Source organism: Brachybacterium sacelli (genome assembly GCF_017876545.1).
Taxonomy (GTDB): Bacteria; Actinomycetota; Actinomycetes; order Actinomycetales; family Dermabacteraceae; genus Brachybacterium; species Brachybacterium sacelli.
The window spans coordinates 2,744,722-2,767,951 of sequence record NZ_JAGIOD010000001.1; the positions used below are offsets into that span (position 1 = coordinate 2,744,722).

The window sequence follows — 23,230 nt, forward strand, 5'->3', positions numbered from 1 at the left end:
AGTGACCGTGCGAGGAGAGCTGCCGACGGATCGCCGTGATCCGCTGACGGACGGGATCGAAGCCGGCCGGGCCGGTGCTGCGGCCGCCGAGGAGCCGTCGGCCCTCAACGTCCCACGGGGTCGTCCACCTCGAAGGTCAGCAGGAGTGACCGGAGGGTGTCGGCGAGCGCCGTCCGACCGTCCGCGCTGAGGGGGCGGAGCAGGTCGCGCTCCGCGGCGAGCAGGCTCTCCATGGCGTCGTCGACCCGACGCACGCCCTCGGGCTGCAGACGCACCTCGACAGCGCGACCGTCGCGAGGGCTGCGGTTCTTGCGGACCAGGCCCCGGGTGACCAGCTTGTCGATCCGGGTCGTCATGGTGCCGCTGGTGACGAGCGTCTGGTGCATGAGGGCGCCGGGGGAGAGGGCGTCGTCACCGCTGCGTCGCAGCGCGGAGAGCATGTCGAACTCCCAGCCCTCGAGCCCGGCGGCCGTGAAGGAGTCGCGGCGCGCGGTCTCCAGATAGCGGGCCAGTCGCGAGATGCGGGAGAAGACGGCCAGCGGCTCGATGTCCAGATCGCCCCGTGCCCGTTCCCAGCCCTCGATGATGCGGTCGACCTCGTCGAGGCGCGGCACGGCGGCGTCATCAGGCGTGGTGGGCATGCGCAGAGTCTAGGGCGCAGCCCGAGCGAGGGGGAGAGGCCGGTCCGCCTCAGGTGGTCCGTGCCACGGCACGGCGCGCTCAGCCCCGGGAGCCGGCGTGCAGGGACGGCGTCTTCTGCAGCGCCCCCAGCCCGTACCAGGACAGGTTCACCATGCGGGCGGCGACGATCCCCTTCGACGGTCTGCGGGACTCCAGCCACCATTGGCCCGTGTAGGCGACCATCCCCACCAGCATCTGCGCGTACATCGTCGCGTCCTGCGTGGGGTAGGAGTGCAGTTTCAGCTGGGCGGCGAGGATCTCCTCGACGCGCTGGGCGACATCGGTCAGCAGGGAGGAGAAGGTGCCGCCGGTCTGGCTGACCGGGGAGTCCCGCACCAGGATCCGGAACCCGTCCTCGTTCTCGTCGATGTAGGTCAGGAAGGCGGTCGCCGTCCGCTCCATGAGCAGACGGGGATGGGCGCGCTGGTCTCGCAGGGAGTGCTCGAGAGCGGCCAGCAGGGTGGAGACCTCACGGTCGACGACGACCGCGTAGAGCCCTTCCTTGCCGCCGAAATGCTCGTAGACGATCGGCTTGGAGACCGTCGCCCGGGAGGCGATCTCCTCGACGCTGGCCATGTCGAAGCCTCGTTCGGCGAAGACCTGCCTGCCCACGGTCACGAGCTGCTCACGACGTTCCCGTCCCGTCATCCGGGTCGATCGACCGCGAGGGGCACCGTTCTCCACCATGGCGCGAGTCTCCCACAGGCGTGGCAAGGAGCACCCGGGTTCGGCGGGGATCCGGTCCGGGCCCCCGCGGGCGGACGTTAGGATTCTTTCGCGCTCACGAAGCCTCCGCTCCCACCCGCCGACCCTTCGGAGGTCGACGCCCGTCGGACGCGGGTGCCTCGGGTGCGGTCCGCCATGGTGTAATCGGCAACACCTCAGATTTTGGTTCTGAAGTTTCAGGTTCGAGTCCTGATGGCGGAACGCTCACCGCCGTGCAGGTGGTGTCGCCGCACAACACCCGTCGATCCCGAGGAGCTGCCGACGTGGAATCCCCCGCCCCCGCCGCTGTCATCGTTCTGGCCGCAGGCGCCGGGACCCGTATGAAGTCCCGGACGCCGAAGGTCCTCCACGAGATCGGGGGCAGATCCCTCCTCGTGCACGCGGTCACCGCCGCCGAGGGCACCGGCCCCTCCGAACTGGTCGTGGTGCTCCGCCACGAGCGGGACCGGGTCGCCGAGCACCTCGCCGAGCACGCCTCCGAGGTGGCCGTCGCCGATCAAGACGAGATCCCCGGCACCGGTCGCGCCGTCCAGTGCGGCCTCGAGCAGGTCACCGCGAGCGAAGGCACGGTACTGGTCACCTACGGCGACGTGCCCCTGCTGGACCCGGCGACCCTGAGGGAGCTCGTCGGCGCCCATGAGGACGCGGGAGCCGCGGTCACCGTGCTGACCGCCCGGGTCCCCGACCCCGGCGGGTACGGCCGCATCCTGCGCAGCGACGACGGCACCGAGGTGCTCGGCATCGTCGAGCACAAGGACGCGACCGACGAGCAGCGCGGGATCGACGAGATCAACTCCGGCATCTACGCCTTCGACGTGGCCGTGCTGCGGGACGCCCTGGGACGCATCACGAGCGACAACGCCCAGGGCGAGCTGTACCTCACCGACGTGCTCTCGATCGCTCGGGCCGATGGCCGCTCCGTGCGCGCAGTCGTCACCCAGGACGTGATGATGGTCGAGGGTGTCAACGACCGCGTCCAGCTCTCCCAGCTCGGCGCCGAGATGAACCGCCGCACCCTCGAGCGCCACATGCGAGCCGGGGTCACGATCGTCGACCCGTCCACGACCTGGATCGACGCCGACGTCGCGATCGCCCAGGACGCGGTGATCCTGCCGGGCGTCCAGCTGCACGGCGCGACCGATATCGGCGCGGACGCCGTGATCGGCCCCGACACGACGTTGCGGGACACCGAGGTCGGCGCCGGCGCCGAGGTGGTCCGCTCCCATGCGGTGCTCGCGGTGGTCGGCGCGGAGGCGAGCGTCGGCCCCTTCTCCTACCTGCGGGCGGGCACCGACCTCGGCGTGAAGGGCAAGATCGGTGGTTTCGTCGAGACCAAGAACGCGCAGATCGGCCAGGGCGCGAAGGTCCCGCACCTCAGCTACGTGGGCGACGCCGAGATCGGCGAGGGCACCAACATCGGTGCGGCGACGATCTTCGCCAACTACGACGGCGTGACGAAGAGCCGCACCAGCGTCGGCAAGCACGTGCGCGTCGGCTCCGACAACGTGCTCGTCGCACCGGTCACGATCGGCGACGGCGCGGCCACCGGAGCCGGGACCATCGTGCGCAAGGACGTTCCCCCGGGTGCGCTGGGAGTGAACGCGGTCTCGCAGCGGAACGTGGAAGGATGGACCCTGCGACGCCGCGCGGGGACCGCGGCCGAGGACGCGGCACGCGCCGCCCTTGACTCGGCGGACCGGTCCGCTGCCGATGCGCCGGCCAGTACAGATGCCGAGGAGCACAAGGAGCACGAGCAGCGATGAGCGGAATCGTCACCACGGGGGAGAAGCGGCTGGTCCTCGCCTCGGGCAGGGCCCATTCGGTCCTCGCGCAGGAGGTTGCCGAGGAACTCGGCGTCGAGGTGCTCCCCATGGACGCCTGGGACTTCGCCAACGGGGAGATCTACGTGCGCTACGGCGAGTCCGTGCGCGGCACCGACGTCTTCGTGCTGCAGTCGCATCCCGCGCCCATCAACACGTGGGTGATGGAGCACTTGATCATGATCGACGCGCTCAAGCGCGCGTCGGCCAAGCGGATCACCGCGATCGCCCCGAGCTTTCCGTACGCCCGCCAGGACAAGAAGCACCGCGGCCGCGAACCGATCTCCGCCCGGCTGGTCGCCGACATGTACGAGACCGCCGGCATCGACCGCATGATCTCCGTCGACCTCCACGCGCCGCAGGTGCAGGGCTACTTCAACCGCCCGCTCGACCACCTGATGGCGCTGCCGATCCTGGCCGATTACATCCAGAAGAAGTACGGCGAGGAGGACATCGCCGTGGTCTCCCCGGATGCCGGTCGGATCCGCGTGGCCGAGCAGTGGGCCAAGAAGCTCGGTGGCGTGAACCTCGCCTTCATCCACAAGTCCCGGGATTCCACGCGACCCAACCAGGCCGTCGCCAAGCGCGTGATCGGCGACGTCGAGGGCAAGACCTGCATCCTGGTCGACGACATGATCGACACCGCCGGCACGATCGTGCAGGCTTCCGATGCCCTGATCGCGAACGGGGCGAACTCGGTGATCATCGCGACCACGCACGCGATCCTCTCGGACCCCGCGACCGAGCGGCTCAAGAGCAGCTCGGTGCGCGAGGTCGTGTGCACCAATACCCTGCCGGTCCCCGCCGAGAAGCAGTTCGACCGCCTCACCCAGCTGTCGATCGCCCCGCTGCTGGCGCGGGCGATCCGGGCAGTCTTCGACGACGGCTCCGTCACCAGCCTGTTCGACGGTGAAGTCTGATCGACGTACTGCGAGCGTCTCCCTCCATCGAGCTCCATCGAGATCGACATGGGGACCACTTTTCGTCACGCAAAGTGGTCCCCATGTCGATCTCGACCTGCCGTCACGGCGAGAGAGTCGATTGATCGGGGCGATACAGGGCGCGCTCGCTCTACTTCCCGGCAGCAGAGGCGCGGGACTCCTGGGCGCTCCGCGATGACCGTCACGTCAACGGGCGTCCGCTCCTGACCGCGTGCTATCCTCACCGGGTCACTTCGGCGAGGGAGCGGGCACCATGCCCCTCCGTGATCGACGCGGTGCGGATATCGGGAGGAGTCTCCCGAGCCCCGTGGCGTCGCTCATCGTCGAGCAACCGCATCCACGAGGAGCACCAACATGGCTGAGAAGCTGAACGTCGAGCTGCGCGAAGGCTTCGGCAAGGGCGCTGCCCGCCGTCTCCGCGCCGAGCAGCGCGTCCCCGCCGTCCTGTACGGCCACGGCGAGGCCCCGATCCACCTCTCCCTGCCGGGCCACGAGACCGCACTCGCCGCTCGTAATCCCAACGCCCTGCTCGAGCTCGCGCTCGCCGACGGCACCCAGCACCTGGCCCTCATCAAGGAGATCCAACGTCACCCGCTCAAGCGGAGCCTGACCCACCTCGACCTGATCACCGTCCGTCGTGGCGAGAAGGTCGAGGTCGACATCCCGGTCTCCGTCTCCGGCGAGCCCGTCGCCCCGGCCATCGCCGTCGTCGACCTGCAGGCCCTGACCCTCTCCGTCGACGCGCTCCACGTCCCCGAGCACGTCGAGATCTCGGTCGAGGAGGCCGAGGACGGCTTCCAGCTCTTCGCCGGCGACGTCACCCTGCCGGGCGACGCGGAGCTGGTCACCGACGCCGAGCTGCTCGTCGTCTCCGTCCAGACCCCGCGCGTCGAGGAGGAGCCCGAGACCGAGGAGTCCGAGGAGGGCGCCGTGGCCTCGGACGAGGAGAGCACCGAGGGTTCCGAGGAGTCCTCCGAGCAGGAGTGACCCGTCCGAGCGGAACCTGACGCGGCCACGGTCCCGTCGGCCGCTCGTTACCTCACACCCATCGCCCGGGGCGTCGCGCACTGCGCGGCGCCCCGGTACGGTGTCCGGGGCCGGTGGGCGCCCCGAGGGCCCCGGCCGGGACCAGGCCGCGCCGGCAGGAGATCCGGCGGCGGCGTCGACGCTGCAGCGAGGAGCAGTCCATGACCGTGAGCGACCGTCGACACGGGCCGCACCTGGTGGTGGGGCTCGGCAATCCCGGCCCGAAGTATGCCGCGACCCGGCACAACATCGGTCAGATGGTGCTCGACCACATCGCGGACGCTGCGGGGGCCCGCTTCGCGGCCGCACGCCGCGCCCAGGCCGTCGTGGTCGAAGGGTGCCTCGGCCTGCCCGGCGCCGACGAGCGGGTGGTCCTCGCCAAGACCACCACGTTCATGAACGTCTCGGGCGGTCCCGTGAAGGGCCTCGCGGCCTATTACGACATTCCTCCGGAGCGTATCGTCGTCGTCCACGACGAGGTCGACATCCCCTTCGACACCCTGCGGATGAAGCGTGGTGGCGGAGAGGGCGGGCACAACGGTCTGCGCGACATCACCAAGGCGCTGGGCACCAAGGACTATCTGCGCGTCCGCGTCGGCGTGGGCCGCCCCGCCGGAGGGCGGGACACCGCCGACCACGTCCTCGCCCCGTTCTCCGCGACCGAGCGCAAGACCCTCGAGCTGCTGATCGCGGACGCCGCCGATGCGGTGGAGGCCGTGGTCCTCGAGGGCCTCACCGCCTCCCAGCAGCGATTCCACTCCAAAGAGGCACGATGACCACGAACACGCTTCCCGCCACGGCGACCCGCGCCCCGCTGCGCCCGCTGCTCGAGCAGCTGGCCGACGGACGCGACCTCACCGCCCTGCGCGACCTCGTCGAGGAGGGCTCGAGCTCCGGCGAGGGCGGCAGCATCGTCGCCGCGACCGGGCTGTTCCCCTTCGCCGTCGCCGACCTCGCCCGTCGCGCCACCGCGGAGAACCCGCTCGTGGTCGTCACCCCGACCACCCGCGCGCTCCAGGACCTCCGGGCGGCGCTGTCGGTGCTGATCGGCATCGAGCACGTCGCCGAGCTGCCCGCCTGGGAGACGCTCCCGCACGAGCGTCTGTCCCCTCGCGCGGACACCGTCGCGGCCCGATTGGCCACCCTGCGACGGATCGCCCATCCCGAGTCCGAGGACCCGGTGCACGTGCTGCTGATGCCGGTGCGCTCACTGCTGCAGCCGATCGCGAAGGGCCTCGGCGACCTGCGGGCGGTGCGCGCCGCCGTCGGCGACGTCCATCCCCTCGACGACCTCGTGCGTGACCTCGCAGACGCCGCCTACGCGCGCGTGGACATGGTCGAGAAGCGCGGCGAGTTCGCGGTGCGCGGCGGGATCCTCGACGTCTTCCCGCCCACCGAGCCGCACCCGGTCCGCGTGGACCTCTTCGGCGACGAGATCGACGACGTGCGCTACTTCTCCGTGGCCGATCAGCGGTCCCTGGACCCGGCCCCGCGCGGGCTCGACGCCCCGCCGTGCCGCGAGATCCTGCTGACCCCGGCGGTGCGCGAGCGCGCCCGCACCGCGGCCGAGGAGCTGCCCGGAGCCCGCGACCTGCTGCTGCGCATCGCCGACGGGATCGCCGCCGACGGCATGGAGTCGCTCAGCCCGGTCCTGGTCGACGGCATGGAGCAGGTCGCCGACGTCCTCCCCGCCGGGGCCCGCTTCCTGGTGCTCGATCCCGAGCGCGCCCGCGCCCGCGCCGAGGAGCTGGTCGCCACCACCGACGAGTTCCTCGCCGCCGCCTGGTCCAGCGCCGCGGCCGGGGGAGGCCTGCCCCTCGACGTGGGTGCGGCGAGCTTCGTACCGCTGGCCGAGGCGAAGGGCCATGCTCGCGAGGGCGGACGCCCGTGGTTCACCCTTGCCGCTTTCGGCCTGGACGCCGACGTCGACCTCACCACCGGCGCCCGCACCCATCCCGGGTACTCCGGCAAACCGGGAGACGCCGCCAAGGACCTCGAGACGCGACGCGCGGACGGCTGGAGCGTCGTGGCCACCATGGTCGGGCCCGGAGGTGCGCGCCACGTCGCGGAGAACCTCCGCGCCGAGGGCATGCCGGCCGTGTTCGCCCCCGACCTCGAGGGACCGGTCGCCGGCGGCGAGGCGGTCGTGACCGTCGGCCCCTTCCCCGACGGCCTCGTCGTCGAGGACCTGCGACTGGTCCTCGCCTCCGAGCGCGACCTGACGGGCAAGTCCGGGGCCCGCCGCGGCGAGGAGCGCAAGATGCCCTCGCGGCGGCGCAACGTCGTCGACCCGCTGCAGCTGCGGCCCGGCGACCACGTCGTCCATGCCCATCACGGCGTCGGCCGCTTCGTCGAGATGACCAGCCGCACCGTCGGCACCGGTGCGAAGCGCACCACCCGCGAGTACCTGGTCATCGAGTACGCCCCGTCCAAGAAGGGCCATCCCGGGGACCGCCTCTACGTCCCCAGCGACCAGCTCGACCAGGTCACCAAGTACGTGGGCGGCGAGGAGCCGAGCGTCAACCGCATGGGCGGAGCCGACTGGGCGAAGACCAAGTCCCGCGCCCGCAAGGCCATCCGGGAGATCGCCGACGAGTTGGTGCGCCTGTACTCCGCCCGACAGTCCGCCCCCGGTCATCCCTTCGGTCCCGACACCCCGTGGCAGCGTGAGCTCGAGGACGCCTTCGAGTTCGTCGAGACCCCGGATCAGCTCTCCACCCTCGATGACGTCAAGTCCGACATGGAGAAGACCGTCCCGATGGACCGGCTGATCCTCGGCGACGTCGGCTACGGCAAGACCGAGATCGCGGTGCGGGCCGCGTTCAAGGCCGTCCAGGACGGCAAGCAGGTGGCCGTCCTGGCCCCGACCACGCTGCTGGCCCAGCAGCACCTGGACACCTTCGCCGAGAGGTACATCGGATTCCCGGTCACGGTGCGGGGGCTCTCGCGCTTCCAGAGCCCCGCCGACTCCGAGCGGACCATCGAGGGGATCGCCGACGGCAGCGTCGACATCGTCATCGGCACCCACCGTCTGCTGACCGGCAACGTGCGCTTCAAGGACCTCGGTCTGCTGATCGTCGACGAGGAGCAGCGCTTCGGCGTCGAGCACAAGGAGACCCTGAAGGCGCTGCGCACGGACGTCGATGTGCTGGCGATGTCCGCCACCCCGATCCCGCGCACCCTGGAGATGGCCGTCACCGGCATCCGGGAGATGTCGATCCTGGCCACCCCGCCGGAGGAGCGACACCCGGTGCTCACCTACGTGGGCGCCCAGGAGGACAAGCAGGTCACCGCCGCTATCCGCCGTGAGCTGCTGCGCGAGGGCCAGGTCTTCTACATCCACAACCGGGTCGAGGACATCGATCGGGTCGCCGCGCACCTGCGTGAGCTGGTGCCCGACGCCCGGGTCCAGGTCGCCCACGGCAAGATGAACGAGGCGCAGCTGGAGCGGGTCATCATCGACTTCTGGGAGCGCGACTTCGACGTGCTGGTGTGCACCACCATCGTCGAGACCGGGCTGGACATCGCCAACGCCAACACCCTGATCGTCGAGAACGCCGACAAGTTCGGGCTCTCCCAGCTGCATCAGCTGCGCGGTCGCGTCGGACGGTCGAGCGAGCGTGCCTACGCCTACTTCCTCTACAACGCCTCCAAGCCGCTGACGGAGACCGCGCACGATCGCCTCACCACCCTCGCGACCAACACCGACCTCGGTGCCGGCATGCAGGTCGCGATGAAGGACCTCGAGATCCGCGGGGCCGGGAACCTGCTGGGGGGCGAGCAGTCCGGGCACATCGCCGGGGTCGGCTTCGACCTCTACGTGCGCATGGTGGGGGAGGCCGTGGCCGCCTTCCGCGGCGAGTCCGCCGCCCCCGAGAAGGAGATCCGGGTCGAGCTGCCGCTGGACGCCCACGTCCCGCACGACTACATCGGTTCCGAACGACTCCGGCTGGAGGCCTACTCCAAGCTCTCCGCGGTGCGCGAGGTCTCCGAGATCGACCAGATCCGGGCCGAGCTCACCGACCGCTACGGCGCGCCGCCCGAGCCCGTCGAGGTGCTGCTGGACGTGGCGCGCTTCCGGATCGACGCCCGGACGGCCGGCGTGGACGAGGTGCAGGCCCAGGGCAAGATGATCCGCTTCGCCCACCTCGAGGTGCCCGACTCCGCCGCGATGCGGATGAAGCGCCTCTACCCGGGCACCCTGCTCAAGCCCGCCACCCGCCAGGTGCTGGTGCCCCGGCCCATGACCTCCCGCTTCGGCGGCACGGAGCTGCGTGACCACGAGCTGCTGGAGTGGGCCCGTCAGGTGCTGCGCACTCTGGTGCCCGCGGCGGCCGACGCGATGACGCCGCCCACGATCGAGGGCACAGCGCAGTAACCTCGCCCCTGTGAGCGACGAACAGACCGGGGACCGGACCTCAGACCCGACCGGGAACCAGCCAGGAGACACCTGCGGAGAGCCCGCGCCCCGCGGGACGGCCTTGCTGCGCGCCGTGGAGGTGATGGATGCCCTGCGCGCGTCGGACGGCGACGCCTGGACCCATCAGCAGACGCATGCCTCGCTCGCGAGGTACCTGCTGGAGGAGACCCACGAGGTGCTCGAGGTGATCGACGATCCCACGGCCCACGGCCCCGGCGCGCTGGCCGACGAGCTCGGGGACCTGCTGTTCCAGATCCTCTTCCACGCCCGCATCGGCCGCGGGGAGGAGCCCGCCTGGGACGTCGACGACGTGGCCCGGTGCTTCGTCGCCAAGATGGAGCGGCGCAACCCTCACATCTTCTCCGCGCAGCGGGAGCAGGCGCTGACGGACCACGAGGACGTCAAGGAGATCATCGCGCAGTGGCACGCCGTGAAGGCGGCCGAGCGCCGGGCCTCCGGGACGGGCCCCCGCGGATGGGCCGACGGGATCCCCGCGCGGCTGCCCGCCCTCCAGACCGCGGCCAAGATCGTCCACCGCGCCCGTTCCGACGGGAAGCTCGAGCAGCTGCTGGTCGCCGCCGACGTCGCGGCCGACGCCCCGGACGCCGCCCAGTGGGGCGGTGACCTCGGGCGGGCCCTGCTCGATCTCGTCGTGGCCGCGGAGGGCCGGGACGACGACCCCGAGACCGCCCTGCGGGCGCTGCTCGCGCGGCTGCGCATGCAGGAACTCGGCGGGAACGCGGGCGCGGGCTCGGACGAGGGTGCGGGGGAGCGCGGCAGCACGGCCGACGGTCCGGGGTCGGGCACCGAGGGCCCGACGGCCTAGACTTGCCTGCGGACGGTCAGCGACGACCGCCGTGACCGCTTGTCGCCCTGAAGGAAGGAACAGCCCATGGCCGCTCTGATCGATGCCGTTCACGCCCGCGAGATCCTCGATTCCCGAGGCAATCCCACCGTCGAGGTGGAGATCCTCCTGTCCGACGGCATCGTGGCCCGTGCCGCGGTGCCCTCCGGCGCCTCCACCGGCGCCTTCGAGGCGGTCGAGCGTCGCGACGGCGACAAGAACCGTTACCTGGGCAAGGGCGTCGAGGAGGCCGTCTCGGCGGTCATCACCGACATCCAGCCCAAGATCCTGGGCATGGACGTCCAGGAGCAGCGCGCGATCGACGCCGCGATGATCGAGCTCGACGGCACCGCGAACAAGGGGACCCTCGGCGCCAACGCCGTCCTCGGCGTCTCCCTCGCCGTGGCCCGTGCCGCCGCCGACTCGGCGGGCGTGCCGCTGTACCAGTACGTCGGTGGTCCCAACGCCCACATCCTGCCGGTGCCGATGATGAACATCCTCAACGGCGGCTCCCACGCGGACTCCAACGTCGACATCCAGGAGTTCATGATCGCCCCGATCGGGGCGGAGACCTTCAGCGAGGCGCTGCGCGTCGGCGCCGAGGTCTACCACGCCCTCAAGGGCGTGCTCAAGGAGCGCGGGCTGGCCACCGGACTCGGCGACGAGGGCGGCTTCGCCCCGAACCTCGACTCCAACCGGGCGGCCCTCGACCTGATCGTCGAGGCCATCGGCCGCGCGGGCTTCGAGGCGGGCAAGGACGTGGCCCTGGCCCTGGACGTGGCCGCCTCCGAGTTCTTCGCCGACGGTGCCTACACCTTCGAGGGCGAGAAGAAGACCTCGGCCCAGATGATCGACTACTACGCCGAGCTGGTCGACGCGTACCCGCTGGTCTCCATCGAGGACCCGCTGGACGAGGACGACTGGGAGGGCTGGAAGGCCATGACCGACCGCGTCGGGTCGAGGATCCAGCTCGTCGGCGACGACCTGTTCGTCACCAACCCGGAGCGTCTGGGTCGCGGCATCGCCGAGGGCTCCGCGAACGCCCTGCTGGTGAAGGTCAACCAGATCGGTTCGCTGTCGGAGACCCTCGACGCCGTGGACCTCGCGCACCGTGCGGGCTTCAAGGCCATGATGTCCCACCGCTCCGGCGAGACCGAGGACACCACGATCGCCGATCTCGCCGTGGCCACCAACTGCGGCCAGATCAAGTCGGGCGCCCCGGCCCGTGGCGAGCGCGTGGCCAAGTACAACCAGCTGCTGCGCATCGAGGAGGAGCTGGACGACGCCGCGCGCTACGCGGGCGCGGCAGCATTCCCCCGCTTCACGCGTTTCTCCGCCTGAACGCCCAGCCCGAGGTTGTAACCTCGGGGCATGAGCAGCAGACGACCGGGTGCCCCGCGATCAGCGAGGCGCCCGGTCTCTGCGTCCGGGGCCCGTCGCTCCGGGGCGAGACCGTCCGCACGCGGTTCCGGCAGCCCCTCGCGCCAGGCCGCGTCGAAGGGCCCGGGTGCCTCCCGCAGTCGCGGTCCGGCCCCCGCCTCCCGTCCTCGCAGCACCGCCCCGCGCGGTCCCGAGGAGGACGGCCCGGGCATCACCATCACCCGTCGCACCCTCGCCCTGGTCGCCCTCGTGGTGATCGCGCTGGCCGCGCTGGTCCCCACGATCAACAACTACGTCGCCCAGCGTCAGCAGATGGCGGAGCTGCGCACCCAGGTCGAACGCCAGGAGCAGGACGTTCAGACTCTGCGCGAGGAGGTCGCCCGCTGGGAGGACCCGGCCTTCGTCGCCGCCCGTGCCCGCGAGCGGCTGCTCTTCGCGATGCCGGGGGAGACCCAGTACCGCCTCACCGACACGTCCGGGCAGGACGTCCCCCTCACCGAGGCGGAGCAGGCCGCGGAGAAGGCTCAGGAAGGTGAGTGGTACTCGACCCTCTGGAAGAGCGTCGAGGGTGCCAGCCGTCTGACCCCCGAGGACATCCCCGACGAGACCGGATCCACCGACGAGGACGTCCCCGACGAAGAACCCGCCGACACCACCGACCAGGACCCCGACCAGTGACAGCACTCCCTCCTCTTCCCTACGACACCCCCGCGGACGAGCACGATCTGGCGGTGATGCGGCAGCAGCTGGGGCGGGACATGCGCGGGGTGGTCTCCATCGCTCGCCGCTGCGGCTGCGGCCGCCCCGCCGTGGTCCGCACCGCACCCCGGCTGGAGGACGGCACCCCCTTCCCCACCTCGTTCTACCTCACGCTCCCGTGGCTCACCCTGGTCCTCTCCCGGCTCGAGGCCACCGGCGCCATGGCCGAGCTCACCGACCGGCTCAGCGGCGAGGAGGGGCTGGCCGCGGGATACCGCCGCGCCCATGAGCGCTATCTCGCCCGCCGCGCGGAGATCGGGGAGGCCGAGGAGGTCCGCCACGTCAGCGCGGGCGGCATGCCCACCCGGGTGAAATGCCTCCATGCCCTGGCGGGGCAGGCACTGGCCGAGGGCCCGGGCGTCAACCCAGTCGCCGACCGGGTGCTCGCCGGGCTCGACGGCGTGATCCCCGAGCTGGTCTGCCGCTGCGAGAGCGCGGAGGCCGGGGCCGGCCCCGACCCCGAGGCCCGCGGAGAGGGGGAGGCACGATGAGCCTGTCAGCGCCGGTCGCCGCCATCGACTGCGGCACCAACTCCATCCGTCTGCTCATCGCCCGCCGCGACCCGACCACCGGTGCGCTCGTCGACCTCGAACGGCGCCTGGAGATGGTCCGCCTGGGCCTGGGCGTGGACCGCACCGGCCGCTTCGACCCCGTGGCGATCGAGCGCACGCTCGGGGCGGCCCGGGGTTACCAGGAGCTCATCACCCACCACGGGGTCGCCCCACGGGACGTGCGCTTCGTCGCGACCTCCGCCACGCGCGACGCCGCCAACCGGGAGGTGTTCATCGGCGGCATCGAGCAGATCCTCGGTGTCCGCCCCGAGGTGATCACCGGCGACGAGGAGGCGGCTCTCTCCTTCCGCGGCGCCGTCAGCACGGTCGACGGACTGCCCGAGGGACCGCGCCTGGTGGTCGACATCGGAGGCGGCTCCACCGAGCTCGTGCTCGGCACGGAGACCCCCACCCACCGCATCAGCCTGGACATCGGTTCGGTCCGCCTCACCGAGCGGCACCTGGCCACCGACCCGCCCACGGCCGCGGAGATCGCCGCAGCCACCGTCGACATCGACGCCCTGCTCGACGAGGCCGCGGCGGCGGTGCCGCTCCAGCGTGCGACCGCACTGGTCGGCGTCGCCGGCACCGTGACCACCATCACGGCCGTGGCCGAGGGCCTGCAGGACTATCGACCCGACGTCACCCACGGCGCGACCCTGCAGATCGAGGACGTCGAGCGGGAGTGTCGTGACCTGCTCTCGCGCACCCGCGTCCAGCGCGCGGAGCACCGGCTGATCCACCCCGGTCGCATCGACGTGATCGGCGCCGGGGCACTGATCTGGTCGCGGATCATGCAGCGGGTGGCTGCGGCCTCCGGGATCACGCAGACCCGCACCAGCGAGCACGACATCCTCGACGGAATCGCCCTGGACCTGCTGGATCACGTGGGCTGAACCACCCAGGACAGGCTCCCTCGCGCGCACGGGACGCCGCGTGGCGGGACTGTCGACGGGTCGTGGCACGTCACGGCCTGTCCATGGGCGACGTCGTTTTTGTCTCAGGGCCCACACAGTTCTAGGCTGGGGTCCATGAACACCACTTTCGGCGGTAAGCCCCATGTCCTGATCCTCGGCGGCGGTTCCGTCGGTCTGACGACCGCGTCCGATCTGCGCAAGACCCTCGGCTCCGAGGTCGCCATCACCATCGTCGACCCGCGGCCGTACATGACCTACGCGCCCTTCCTCCCCGAGGTCGGCGCCGGCAGCATCGACCCCCGCAACGTCCTCGCCCCCCTGCGCAAGGTGCTCGCGGGCACCAAGGTCGTCACCGGCTCGGTGTCGCAGATCCGCAGCGCGGAGAACACCGTCGTGGTGACCACCGATGAGGACGTCCAGCTCGAGATCTCCTACGACTACCTGGTCGTCGGCCTCGGCTCCGTCCCGCGTCTGCTGCCCATCCCGGGCCTGGCGGAGAACGCCATCGGCTTCAAGCAGATCGAGGAGGCCGTGGCCGTGCGCGACCGCATCCTCGCGAACCTCGCCGAGGCCGCCTCCACCAAGGATCCGAAGATCCGCAAGCGCCTGCTCACCTTCACCTTCATCGGCGGTGGCTTCGCCGGCGGCGAGGCCGTCTCCGAGACCGAGGACATGGTCCGCGACGCGCTGCGCTACTACCCCGATCTGCACGCCTCGGACATCCGCTTCGTGCTCATCGACGCCGCGCCGTTCGTGTTCCCCGAGCTCACCGAGGACCAGCGTGCCTACGTGCTGAACCAGCTGCGTGAGCGCGGCGTCGAGGTCAAGCTCGAGACCTTCCTCAACTCCGCCGAGGACGGCGTCATCAAGACCAGCGACGGCGACGAGTTCGAGTCCGGCCTGCTGGTGTGGAACGCCGGTGTGAAGCCCAATCCGGTGCTCGGCGACGAGGAGTCCTCCGATCTCCCGGTGATCACCGAACGCGGCCCCATGATGGGCAAGCTCGACGCCCTGGCGGACCTCCGCGTCAACGGCACCGACGGCCCGTTCGACAACGTGTTCACCGGCGGCGACTGCGCCGCGGTGCCGGACCTCGCCTCGGGCGAGGGCAAGTTCTGCCCGCCCAACGCACAGCACGCCGTGCGTCAGGGCAAGCGCGTGGCCGACAACATCGCCCGCTCCGTGCAGGGCCGGCCGCTGGTGGACTACTACCACAAGAACCTCGGCGTCATGGCGACCCTGGGTATGTACAAGGGCGTCGGCCGCCTGAACGTGGCAGACAAGGAGCTCGACATCCGCGGGCTGCCGGCGTGGGCCATGGCCCGTGCCTACCACGTGTACGCGATGCCGACCCTCGGCCGGAAGGCCGCGGTGATCGCGGGCTGGGCGACGAACCTGATCTCCCGCCGCGACATCATCGGCATCCCGCAGTCCTCGACCCCGCGCGCCGCCTTCGAGTACGCCGCGAACACCGGCAAGAAGAAGTGATCCGGTCGGGAGCCGCCGACCGCCGCCGCTCCCGTCGCTGATCGAGGCACCGTCGCGCACTGCGCGGCGGTGTCTCCTCGCGTACGGGGTGATGATCGCGGTGCGCGGCCCCTGCGGTCCCGACACCGGTGGTCCCGACACTGGTGGTCCCGACACCGGTGGTCCCGACACTGGTGGTCCCGACACCGGTGGTCCACCTCATGCTCGTCGAGAGACGACTCCCCACGGATGACGGAGTATGCTCATTTGCACCATTACGTGAGCAGGTATGGCCAGGGACCGCTGTCAGGGCGGCAGGGCCGGGAGGAAAGGACCTCATGGAGATCCACATCGTGACGGACGCGGTCGAGCGGGCGGGGGTCGTCGCCGACGTCTTCGTGCGCACGCTGCAGGAGAGCGTCGGGAGCGGCACGGTCCTGGGGCTGGCCACCGGCTCCTCTCCGGTCCCGGCCTACACCGAGCTGATCCGCCGCCACCGCGAGGAGGGACTCTCCTTCGCGGGGGTTCGCGCCTTCCTGCTGGACGAGTACGTGGGCCTGCCGCCCGGGCACGAGCAGAGCTACCACCGCTTCATCCGTGAGAACTTCACCTCCCATGTCGACATCGACGACTCGGCGGTCCTGTCACCGGACGGTTCCGCCGCCGATCCTGCGGCGGAGGCCGCGGCCTACGACCGACGGATCACGGAGGCAGGTGGCGTGGATCTGCAGATCCTCGGCATCGGCTCCAACGGGCACATCGCCTTCAACGAGCCCGGCAGCTCGCTGGCCTCCCGCACCCGCGTCGTCGGTCTGACCCGGCGCACCATCGCGGACAACGCGCGCTTCTTCGAGAACTCCGAGGACGTCCCCGTCCGCGCCCTCAGCCAAGGGCTGGGCACGATCCGCGAAGCACGCCGCATCGTGCTGACGGCGACCGGGGAGGGCAAGGCCGAGGCCGTGGCGCAGCTCGCCGAGGGCGCGATCAGCGCGCGCTGGCCTGCCACCAGCCTCCAGCTGCACCCGGACGTCACCGTCGTGGTGGACGAGGCCGCCGCCTCCCGCCTCGAACTGGCCGACTACTACCGGTACGCCCGCGGCCTCGAGCACTCCGGTCCCGTCGCACCTCACAGCTGAGCAGGACCGCCGGGGGCGACCGGGCAGGGGAGGGCCGGATACGATCGATCTCATGCAGAAGGTCGATCCCTCCTCCTCGTCCCCCTCCCCGGCGGTCACGGCACCGCCCAGCGGCTTCGACCGGTTCTTCCGGATCTCCGAGCGCGGTTCGACGCTGGCCCGCGAGATCCGCGGCGGCCTGGTCACGTTCTTCTCGATGTGCTACATCGTCGTCCTGAACCCGCTGATCATCGGGACCGTGCCGGATTCGACCGGGCAGTACCTCGGGGGAGGGGCGGAGCCCAACCTGCCGGCAGTCGCCGCCGGCACCGCGCTGGTCGCAGGGCTGCTGAGCATCTTCATGGGGGCATGGGCGAAGTTCCCACTGGCCCTGGCGACCGGACTCGGACTGAACGCGTACATCGCCTACTCGGTGGTCCCCCTGCCCGGGATGACCTGGGGCGGCGCGATGGGCCTGGTCCTGCTCGAGGGCGTGGTCATCCTGATCCTCGTCCTGACCGGCTTCCGCAGGGCGGTCTTCAACGCGGTCCCGCCCTTCCTCAAGACAGCGATCGCGGTCGGCATCGGCCTGTTCATCGCCTTTCTGGGCCTGTTCAACGCGAAGTTCGTGACCACTGCTGCCGGCACCCCCGTCCAGCTGGGCAACGACGGCTCGCTGACCGGCTGGCCGACGTTCGTGTTCGTCGCCGGGCTGCTGCTGATGTTCGTCCTGTGGGTGCGCAAGGTCCCCGGAGCCATCCTCATCGCGATCGTCTCGGCGACGGTGCTGGCTATCGTCATCGAACGCTTCACGCACCTCGGGGCCTTCGCCGCCCCCGATGACACCGGCGCCGGCGGGAATCCCGGGGGCTGGGCCATGAACGTCCCGGCGATCACGGAGTTCCCCGTCCAGACGCCGGACTTCGCGACCCTGTTCACCGTCGACCCGATCGGCGGGATCACGGCCGCCGGAGGCATCGGGGCGATCGTCATCGTCTTCTCGCTGCTGCTGGCCGACTTCTTCGACACCATGGGCACGATGGTCGCCGTCGGCTCCGAGGCAGACCTCGTCGACGACGCCGGGGAGATCCCGTACTCGCAGCGGATCCTCGTCGTGGACTCGGTCGCCGCGATCGCCGGCGGCGCCGGCGGCGTCTCCTCCAACACCAGCTTCGTCGAGTCCACCTCGGGTGTCGCCGAAGGGGCGCGCACGGGACTCGCCTCCGTCGTGGTCGGCATCGCGTTCCTGCTCACGACGTTCCTGTCCCCGCTGGTCGCGCTGGTGCCCTACGAAGCGGCCACCCCGGCCCTGGTGATGGTGGGCTTCTTGATGATGACGCAGGTCGCTGACCTGGACTTCACCGACGTCGAGGTCGCGCTGCCGGCCTTCCTCACCATCATCCTGATGCCCTTCGCCTACTCGATCACGGTCGGCATGGGCGCCGGCTTCCTCATGTACGTGCTGATCCGCGTGGTGCGCGGCAAGGCGCGCGAGGTGCACTGGCTCATGTACGTCATCGCAGTGCTCTTCGTCGTGTACTTCCTGCGCGGTGCCTTCGAGGGTCTGCTGCTGTGACGCCGCAGGGCGAGGACGGGCCGTCCGTCGGGGTCGACGGACCCGGCGAGGGCCATGACGAGGTCACGGAGCTGGCGGGCGAGCTGCGCCGGCTGCTGCTCGTCTCTTCCCGCATCCTCCGCTCCCACACCGCGTCCGAGGACGTCTCCGCTTCCCAGTACTCGGTGCTCGCCTACCTCCAGCGCTCGGGGGAGTCGACCCCCGGGGCCCTCGCCGACTTTGAGCACGTCAGCCCCCCGGTCATGACGCGGATCCTGGGCCGGCTCGAGGAGGCCGGCCTGGTGCGGCGCGCCGCGCATCCCGGGGACGGGCGCCAGGTGCGGGTGACGCTCACGGAACCGGGGGAGCAGGTCGTGCTTCAGGGGCGCGCCGAGCGGGACGCGTGGCTGCGCAGTCGGCTCCAGGCGGCCGGGCCGGAGGAACGAGAGACCCTGCGCGAGGCGACCGCGCTGCTGCGTCGGACGCTCATCGAACGGCGCGACTGAGCGTCGAGGTCCGCCGTGGCGGGGACGGGACCCGTCCCGCCGGATCCCTGAGCGCGGGGCGTGAGGACCTGATCGCCGCAGCGACGAGAACGGCCGGACCACCGGTGGGGTGGTCCGGCCGATCTCGTCCAGGGCCCGGGGAGCCGACAGGCTCAGGATCGGTTCAGGCGGAGCGGTCCAGGACGTGGTCGAGCACGGCCAGGAGGGCCGCGACGTCGTCCTCGCCCACGGCCGGGAAGGTCGCGATCCGCAGCTGGTTGCGGCCGAGCTTGCGGTAGGGCTCGATGTCGAGCACCCCGTGGGCGCGAAGCACCGCGGTGATCGCGGTGGCGTCGACGGCCTCGTCCACATCCAGCGTGGTCACGACCTGGGAACGAGCCTGTGGGTCCGTCACGAAGGGAGTGATCTCCTCCCGTCGGGCGGCCCAGTCCTGGAGCATCCCGCTGGTGGCGGCCGTGCGAGCATCCGCCCAGGCGAGCCCGCCCTGGTCGAGCATCCAGTCGATCTGTTCGGCCAGCAGCACCAGGGTCGCGACCGCCGGGGTGTTGAGGGTCTGGTCCTTCCGGGAGTTGTCGATCGCGCTGGTGAGCGAGAGGAACGAGGGGATCCATCGGTCCCCGTCGGCCGCGAGGCGCTCGGCTCGCGCGATCGCGGCGGGGGAGAGCAGCGCGAGCCAGAGGCCGCCGTCGGAGGCGAAGGCCTTCTGCGGCGCGAAGTAGTACGCATCGGTCTGGGCGACGTCGACCTCCACCCCGCCCGCGGCGGAGGTGGCATCGACGAGCACCAGTTGGCCCTCGGTCGACCCCTCGGGACGTCGGACGGGGGCCATCACGCCTGTCGAGGTCTCGTTGTGGGGCCACGCGTAGGCATCGACGTCCTCGCGAGCCACCGGGACGGGAAGGCCGCCGGGGGCGGCCCGCAGGATCTCCGGTGAGTCGAGGTGCGGGGCATCGGCGACCTCGGTCGCGAACTTCTCGGAGAACTCCCCGAGTACCAGATGCTGCGAGCGACGTTCGATCAGACCCAGAGCGGCGACGTCCCAGAAGGCCGTCGACCCGCCGTTGCCCAGGACGACCTCGTACCCCTCGGGCAGGGAGAACAGTTCGCGCAGCCCGGCCCGGATGCGCGCGACGAGCTGCTTGACCGGCGGCTGGCGGTGCGAGGTGCCCAGTACCGAGCCGGACACGGAGCTGAGCACGTCCATCTGCGCGGCCCTGATGCGAGAGGGACCGGAGCCGAATCGACCGTCCACCGGGAGCAGCTCCCCGGGGATCGACAGACCGCGGATGGTCTCGGCGCGTGCGGTACGGGCATCGGACATCGGCTGCTCCTCGAGATGCGTGAGCGATGCCGTCGGCGGATCCGGCGGCAGGCGTGCCCATCCTGCCAGGCCTCGGCATCGAGCTCGCGATCGGTCCGTGCGCGCGCCCGGGTCATGGGAAGATCAGGACATGAACCGTGCCGATCTCGACAAGCAGCCGTACGACGTCGCGGGGATGTTCGACAGCATCGCCGGACGATACGACCTCATCAACGACGTCGCCGCCCTGGGACAGGTCCAGATGTGGCGCGCGGCCATGGTCGACGCGCTCGAGATCGAGACCGACGGTACGGTCCTGGACCTCGCGGCGGGCACCGGCACGTCCTCCGCGGCGATCGCACGGAGCGGCGCGCGGGTGGTCGCCGCCGATTTCTCCCTGGGGATGATGGCAGAGGGCCGGCGTCGCGGAGCGCCGGTCCCCTTCATCGGGGCCGACGCGCAGCACCTCCCCTTCGCCGACGACTCCTTCGACGCCGCCGTGATCTCCTTCGGGCTGCGCAACGTGCACAGGCCGCAGGACGCCCTGGCCGAGATGGCGCGCGTGGTGAGACCGGGAGGTCGCGTGGTCGTCTGCGAGTTCTCCACTCCCACCTCTCTGCTGTTCCGCACGGTCTACGAGAGGTATCTGCTGCGAGCCCTGCCGGCGGTGGCGCGCCGGCTCGCCACGAGTGCCGAGGCCTACGACTACCTGGCCGAGTCGATTCTCGAATGGCCGGATCAGGAAGAGCTGCGCCGATGGTTCCTCGCGGCCGGCCTCACCCGAGCGCGGTACCGGAACCTGACCGGGGGGATCGTCGCGCTCCATCGCGGCGTCGTGCCTCACACCTGACGGAGCATTCCCGAGGGTCGCCCTCGCTCGCCAGAGTCGACGGGCACACCGCGGAAGGTGCGATCAACGGCGTGACCTGCAATGCTGTCATCACACGACGGATGTGGCGCAGCACACGGCCGGACGAGCCGTTCTGGCTTGACGGGCCCTGAGCGACCTGCGTAATGTTCTTCCTCGTGCCCAACAGAACGGGACAGCGGAAGAGCCGAGAGGTTCGACCAGGAAACCGGCACTGAACTGGCACAGCAGGTCTCTCCGACAGCAGTCGGCGCGGCGCGGATCACATCCCACCGAGTTGACATGGAGGACCGGACGCCCTAAGTTATAAGGGTTGCCCCGGAGCGGAAGAGCCGAAAGGCTTGGACGGCCGAGTGCGCGTGTTGCTTGATATCTCAATAGCGTGTCTGTTTGTTGATGCCATTTTTTTGAATGGCAAATTTTAACGGATGATACAGCAGTTTATGCTGGTTGTTTGTTGTTTGCCGGGATTTTTTCTATGTTTTCATGGAGAGTTTGATCCTGGCTCAGGACGAACGCTGGCGGCGTGCTTAACACATGCAAGTCGAACGATGACGACCGGGCTTGCCTGGTCTGATTTAGTGGCGAACGGGTGAGTAACACGTGAGTAACCTGCCCCTCACTTCGGGATAACCTCGGGAAATCGAGGCTAATACCGGATACGAGTTTCCGCCGCATGGTGGTTTCTGGAAAGTTTTTCGGTGAGGGATGGACTCGCGGCCTATCAGTTTGTTGGTGAGGTAATGGCTCACCAAGGCGATGACGGGTAGCCGGCCTGAGAGGGCGACCGGCCACACTGGGACTGAGACACGGCCCAGACTCCTACGGGAGGCAGCAGTGGGGAATATTGCACAATGGGCGAAAGCCTGATGCAGCGACGCCGCGTGAGGGATGACGGCCTTCGGGTTGTAAACCTCTTTCAGTAGGGAAGAAGCGAAAGTGACGGTACCTGCAGAAGAAGCGCCGGCTAACTACGTGCCAGCAGCCGCGGTAATACGTAGGGCGCAAGCGTTGTCCGGAATTATTGGGCGTAAAGAGCTTGTAGGTGGCTTGTCGCGTCTGCCGTGAAAACCCGAGGCTCAACCTCGGGCGTGCGGTGGGTACGGGCAGGCTAGAGTGTGGTAGGGGAGACTGGAACTCCTGGTGTAGCGGTGAAATGCGCAGATATCAGGAAGAACACCGATGGCGAAGGCAGGTCTCTGGGCCATTACTGACACTGAGAAGCGAAAGCATGGGTAGCGAACAGGATTAGATACCCTGGTAGTCCATGCCGTAAACGTTGGGCACTAGGTGTGGGGGACATTCCACGTTCTCCGCGCCGTAGCTAACGCATTAAGTGCCCCGCCTGGGGAGTACGGCCGCAAGGCTAAAACTCAAAGGAATTGACGGGGGCCCGCACAAGCGGCGGAGCATGCTGATTAATTCGATGCAACGCGAAGAACCTTACCAAGGCTTGACATGCACTGGACGGCTGCAGAGATGTGGCTTTCTTTGGACTGGTGCACAGGTGGTGCATGGTTGTCGTCAGCTCGTGTCGTGAGATGTTGGGTTAAGTCCCGCAACGAGCGCAACCCTCGTTCCATGTTGCCAGCGCGTTATGGCGGGGACTCATGGGAGACTGCCGGGGTCAACTCGGAGGAAGGTGGGGACGACGTCAAATCATCATGCCCCTTATGTCTTGGGCTTCAAGCATGCTACAATGGTCGGTACAATGGGTTGCGAAGCTGTGAGGTGGAGCGAATCCCAAAAAGCCGGCCTCAGTTCGGATTGGGGTCTGCAACTCGACCCCATGAAGTCGGAGTCGCTAGTAATCGCAGATCAGCAACGCTGCGGTGAATACGTTCCCGGGCCTTGTACACACCGCCCGTCAAGTCACGAAAGTCGGTAACACCCGAAGCCAGTGGCCCATCCTCGTGAGGGAGCTGTCGAAGGTGGGATCGGTGATTGGGACTAAGTCGTAACAAGGTAGCCGTACCGGAAGGTGCGGCTGGATCACCTCCTTTCTAAGGAGCATCACCAGTATTGGTGGCCATCTTCCTGCCCGAGTGTGGTGGGGGTGGTTGCTCACGGGTGGAACATCAACGGATGGGCACTTCACCGGTCATGGCCGGCTCTAGTACGACTCCTTCGGGGTCTGGAACGGGCTGGGGTGGCGGGTTCGAGGTGGAGACACGCTATTGGGTTGTGAGGCTGCACGCGTCTCCTGGGCTTTCGGGTCTGGGGGTGTGTGGCTGGTCCTCCCTTACCATGGATCGCTGGTTGGCGGTGGTGGTGGGTGTGGGGTTGTTTCTTGAGAACTACATAGTGGACGCGAGCATCTTGTAAGCAATTTTTAGATTTTGTGTCTTTGTGTT

18 protein-coding genes, 1 tRNA gene and 1 rRNA gene are annotated in these 23,230 nt (G+C 69.6%); 17 read left to right on the forward strand and 3 right to left on the reverse strand.

The genetic code is table 11. From position 1 onward, the window contains the following. Positions 1-104: 104 nt before the first annotated feature. Both JOF43_RS12415 and JOF43_RS12420 read right to left on the reverse strand, forming a co-directional pair. Complete coding sequence (locus tag JOF43_RS12415) at positions 105-641, reverse strand: MarR family winged helix-turn-helix transcriptional regulator (RefSeq protein ID WP_209902436.1); 537 nt, start codon at positions 639-641, stop codon at positions 105-107. A gap of 79 nt (positions 642-720) precedes the next feature. Further along, entirely contained in the window at positions 721-1,368 is a 648-nt protein-coding gene (locus JOF43_RS12420; protein WP_245354103.1) for a TetR/AcrR family transcriptional regulator, read from the reverse strand. Positions 1,369-1,536: 168 nt separating this feature from the next. On the opposite strand from JOF43_RS12420, the gene JOF43_RS12425 reads away from it, so the two are divergent. The 15 genes from JOF43_RS12425 to JOF43_RS12495 all read left to right on the forward strand — a co-directional run bounded on the left by JOF43_RS12425 (position 1,537) and on the right by JOF43_RS12495 (position 18,708). Next, positions 1,537-1,608, forward strand: a tRNA-Gln gene (locus tag JOF43_RS12425). Positions 1,609-1,670: 62 nt separating this feature from the next. Beyond that, positions 1,671-3,170: a bifunctional UDP-N-acetylglucosamine diphosphorylase/glucosamine-1-phosphate N-acetyltransferase GlmU gene (glmU, locus tag JOF43_RS12430; protein WP_209902438.1), complete on the forward strand. Its 1,500-nt coding sequence runs from the start codon at positions 1,671-1,673 to the stop codon at positions 3,168-3,170. Further along, complete coding sequence (locus tag JOF43_RS12435) at positions 3,167-4,147, forward strand: ribose-phosphate diphosphokinase (RefSeq protein ID WP_209902439.1); 981 nt, start codon at positions 3,167-3,169, stop codon at positions 4,145-4,147. Before glmU ends, JOF43_RS12435 begins: the two co-directional genes overlap by 4 nt. Before the next feature lie 375 nt (positions 4,148-4,522). Then, entirely contained in the window at positions 4,523-5,155 is a 633-nt protein-coding gene (locus JOF43_RS12440; protein WP_209902441.1) for a 50S ribosomal protein L25/general stress protein Ctc, read from the forward strand. A gap of 200 nt (positions 5,156-5,355) precedes the next feature. After that, the gene (pth, locus tag JOF43_RS12445; RefSeq protein WP_209902443.1) at positions 5,356-5,970 is read left to right on the forward strand and encodes an aminoacyl-tRNA hydrolase; all 615 of its coding nucleotides are present in this window, start codon (positions 5,356-5,358) and stop codon (positions 5,968-5,970) included. Beyond that, positions 5,967-9,572: a transcription-repair coupling factor gene (mfd, locus tag JOF43_RS12450; protein ID WP_209902445.1), complete on the forward strand. Its 3,606-nt coding sequence runs from the start codon at positions 5,967-5,969 to the stop codon at positions 9,570-9,572. Before pth ends, mfd begins: the two co-directional genes overlap by 4 nt. A gap of 10 nt (positions 9,573-9,582) precedes the next feature. Continuing rightward, positions 9,583-10,440 carry a MazG nucleotide pyrophosphohydrolase domain-containing protein gene (locus JOF43_RS12455; protein WP_342592169.1) on the forward strand — a complete coding sequence of 286 codons (858 nt, stop codon included), beginning with the start codon at positions 9,583-9,585 and terminating at the stop codon, positions 10,438-10,440. A gap of 66 nt (positions 10,441-10,506) precedes the next feature. Further along, on the forward strand, positions 10,507-11,799 hold the full coding sequence (gene eno / locus JOF43_RS12460) for a phosphopyruvate hydratase (protein WP_209902447.1): 1,293 nt from the start codon (positions 10,507-10,509) through the stop codon (positions 11,797-11,799). Between the two features lie 30 nt (positions 11,800-11,829). Then, entirely contained in the window at positions 11,830-12,516 is a 687-nt protein-coding gene (locus JOF43_RS12465) for a septum formation initiator family protein (protein WP_209902449.1), read from the forward strand. Next, positions 12,513-13,088, forward strand: coding sequence for a DUF501 domain-containing protein (locus JOF43_RS12470; RefSeq protein ID WP_342592170.1), 576 nt, complete (start codon positions 12,513-12,515; stop codon positions 13,086-13,088). Before JOF43_RS12465 ends, JOF43_RS12470 begins: the two co-directional genes overlap by 4 nt. Next, positions 13,085-14,044 (forward strand): Ppx/GppA phosphatase family protein, encoded by a 960-nt coding sequence (locus tag JOF43_RS12475; protein ID WP_209902451.1) that lies wholly within the window; start codon positions 13,085-13,087, stop codon positions 14,042-14,044. The genes JOF43_RS12470 and JOF43_RS12475 overlap by 4 nt, the downstream gene beginning before the upstream one ends. Positions 14,045-14,179: 135 nt before the next feature. Continuing rightward, complete coding sequence (locus JOF43_RS12480) at positions 14,180-15,553, forward strand: NAD(P)/FAD-dependent oxidoreductase (RefSeq protein WP_209902453.1); 1,374 nt, start codon at positions 14,180-14,182, stop codon at positions 15,551-15,553. Positions 15,554-15,870: 317 nt separating this feature from the next. Continuing rightward, complete coding sequence (nagB, locus tag JOF43_RS12485; RefSeq protein WP_209902455.1) at positions 15,871-16,668, forward strand: glucosamine-6-phosphate deaminase; 798 nt, start codon at positions 15,871-15,873, stop codon at positions 16,666-16,668. A 52-nt stretch (positions 16,669-16,720) separates the two neighbouring features. Then, positions 16,721-18,223 carry an NCS2 family permease gene (locus tag JOF43_RS12490; protein WP_209902457.1) on the forward strand — a complete coding sequence of 501 codons (1,503 nt, stop codon included), beginning with the start codon at positions 16,721-16,723 and terminating at the stop codon, positions 18,221-18,223. Then, positions 18,220-18,708: a MarR family winged helix-turn-helix transcriptional regulator gene (locus JOF43_RS12495; RefSeq protein ID WP_209902458.1), complete on the forward strand. Its 489-nt coding sequence runs from the start codon at positions 18,220-18,222 to the stop codon at positions 18,706-18,708. Before JOF43_RS12490 ends, JOF43_RS12495 begins: the two co-directional genes overlap by 4 nt. Positions 18,709-18,871: 163 nt before the next feature. Here the strand turns inward: JOF43_RS12495 and serC are convergent, their stop codons facing one another. Continuing rightward, a complete protein-coding gene (serC, locus tag JOF43_RS12500; RefSeq protein ID WP_209902460.1) occupies positions 18,872-20,029 on the reverse strand; it encodes a phosphoserine transaminase in 1,158 nt (385 codons plus the stop codon). 130 nt (positions 20,030-20,159) lie between these two features. Between serC and JOF43_RS12505 the strand changes: the two genes are divergently transcribed. Further along, on the forward strand, positions 20,160-20,858 hold the full coding sequence (locus JOF43_RS12505) for a demethylmenaquinone methyltransferase (protein ID WP_209902462.1): 699 nt from the start codon (positions 20,160-20,162) through the stop codon (positions 20,856-20,858). A 501-nt stretch (positions 20,859-21,359) separates the two neighbouring features. Beyond that, positions 21,360-22,879: ribosomal RNA gene (locus tag JOF43_RS12510) — 16S ribosomal RNA — on the forward strand. The last annotated feature ends 351 nt before the right edge of the window (positions 22,880-23,230 follow it).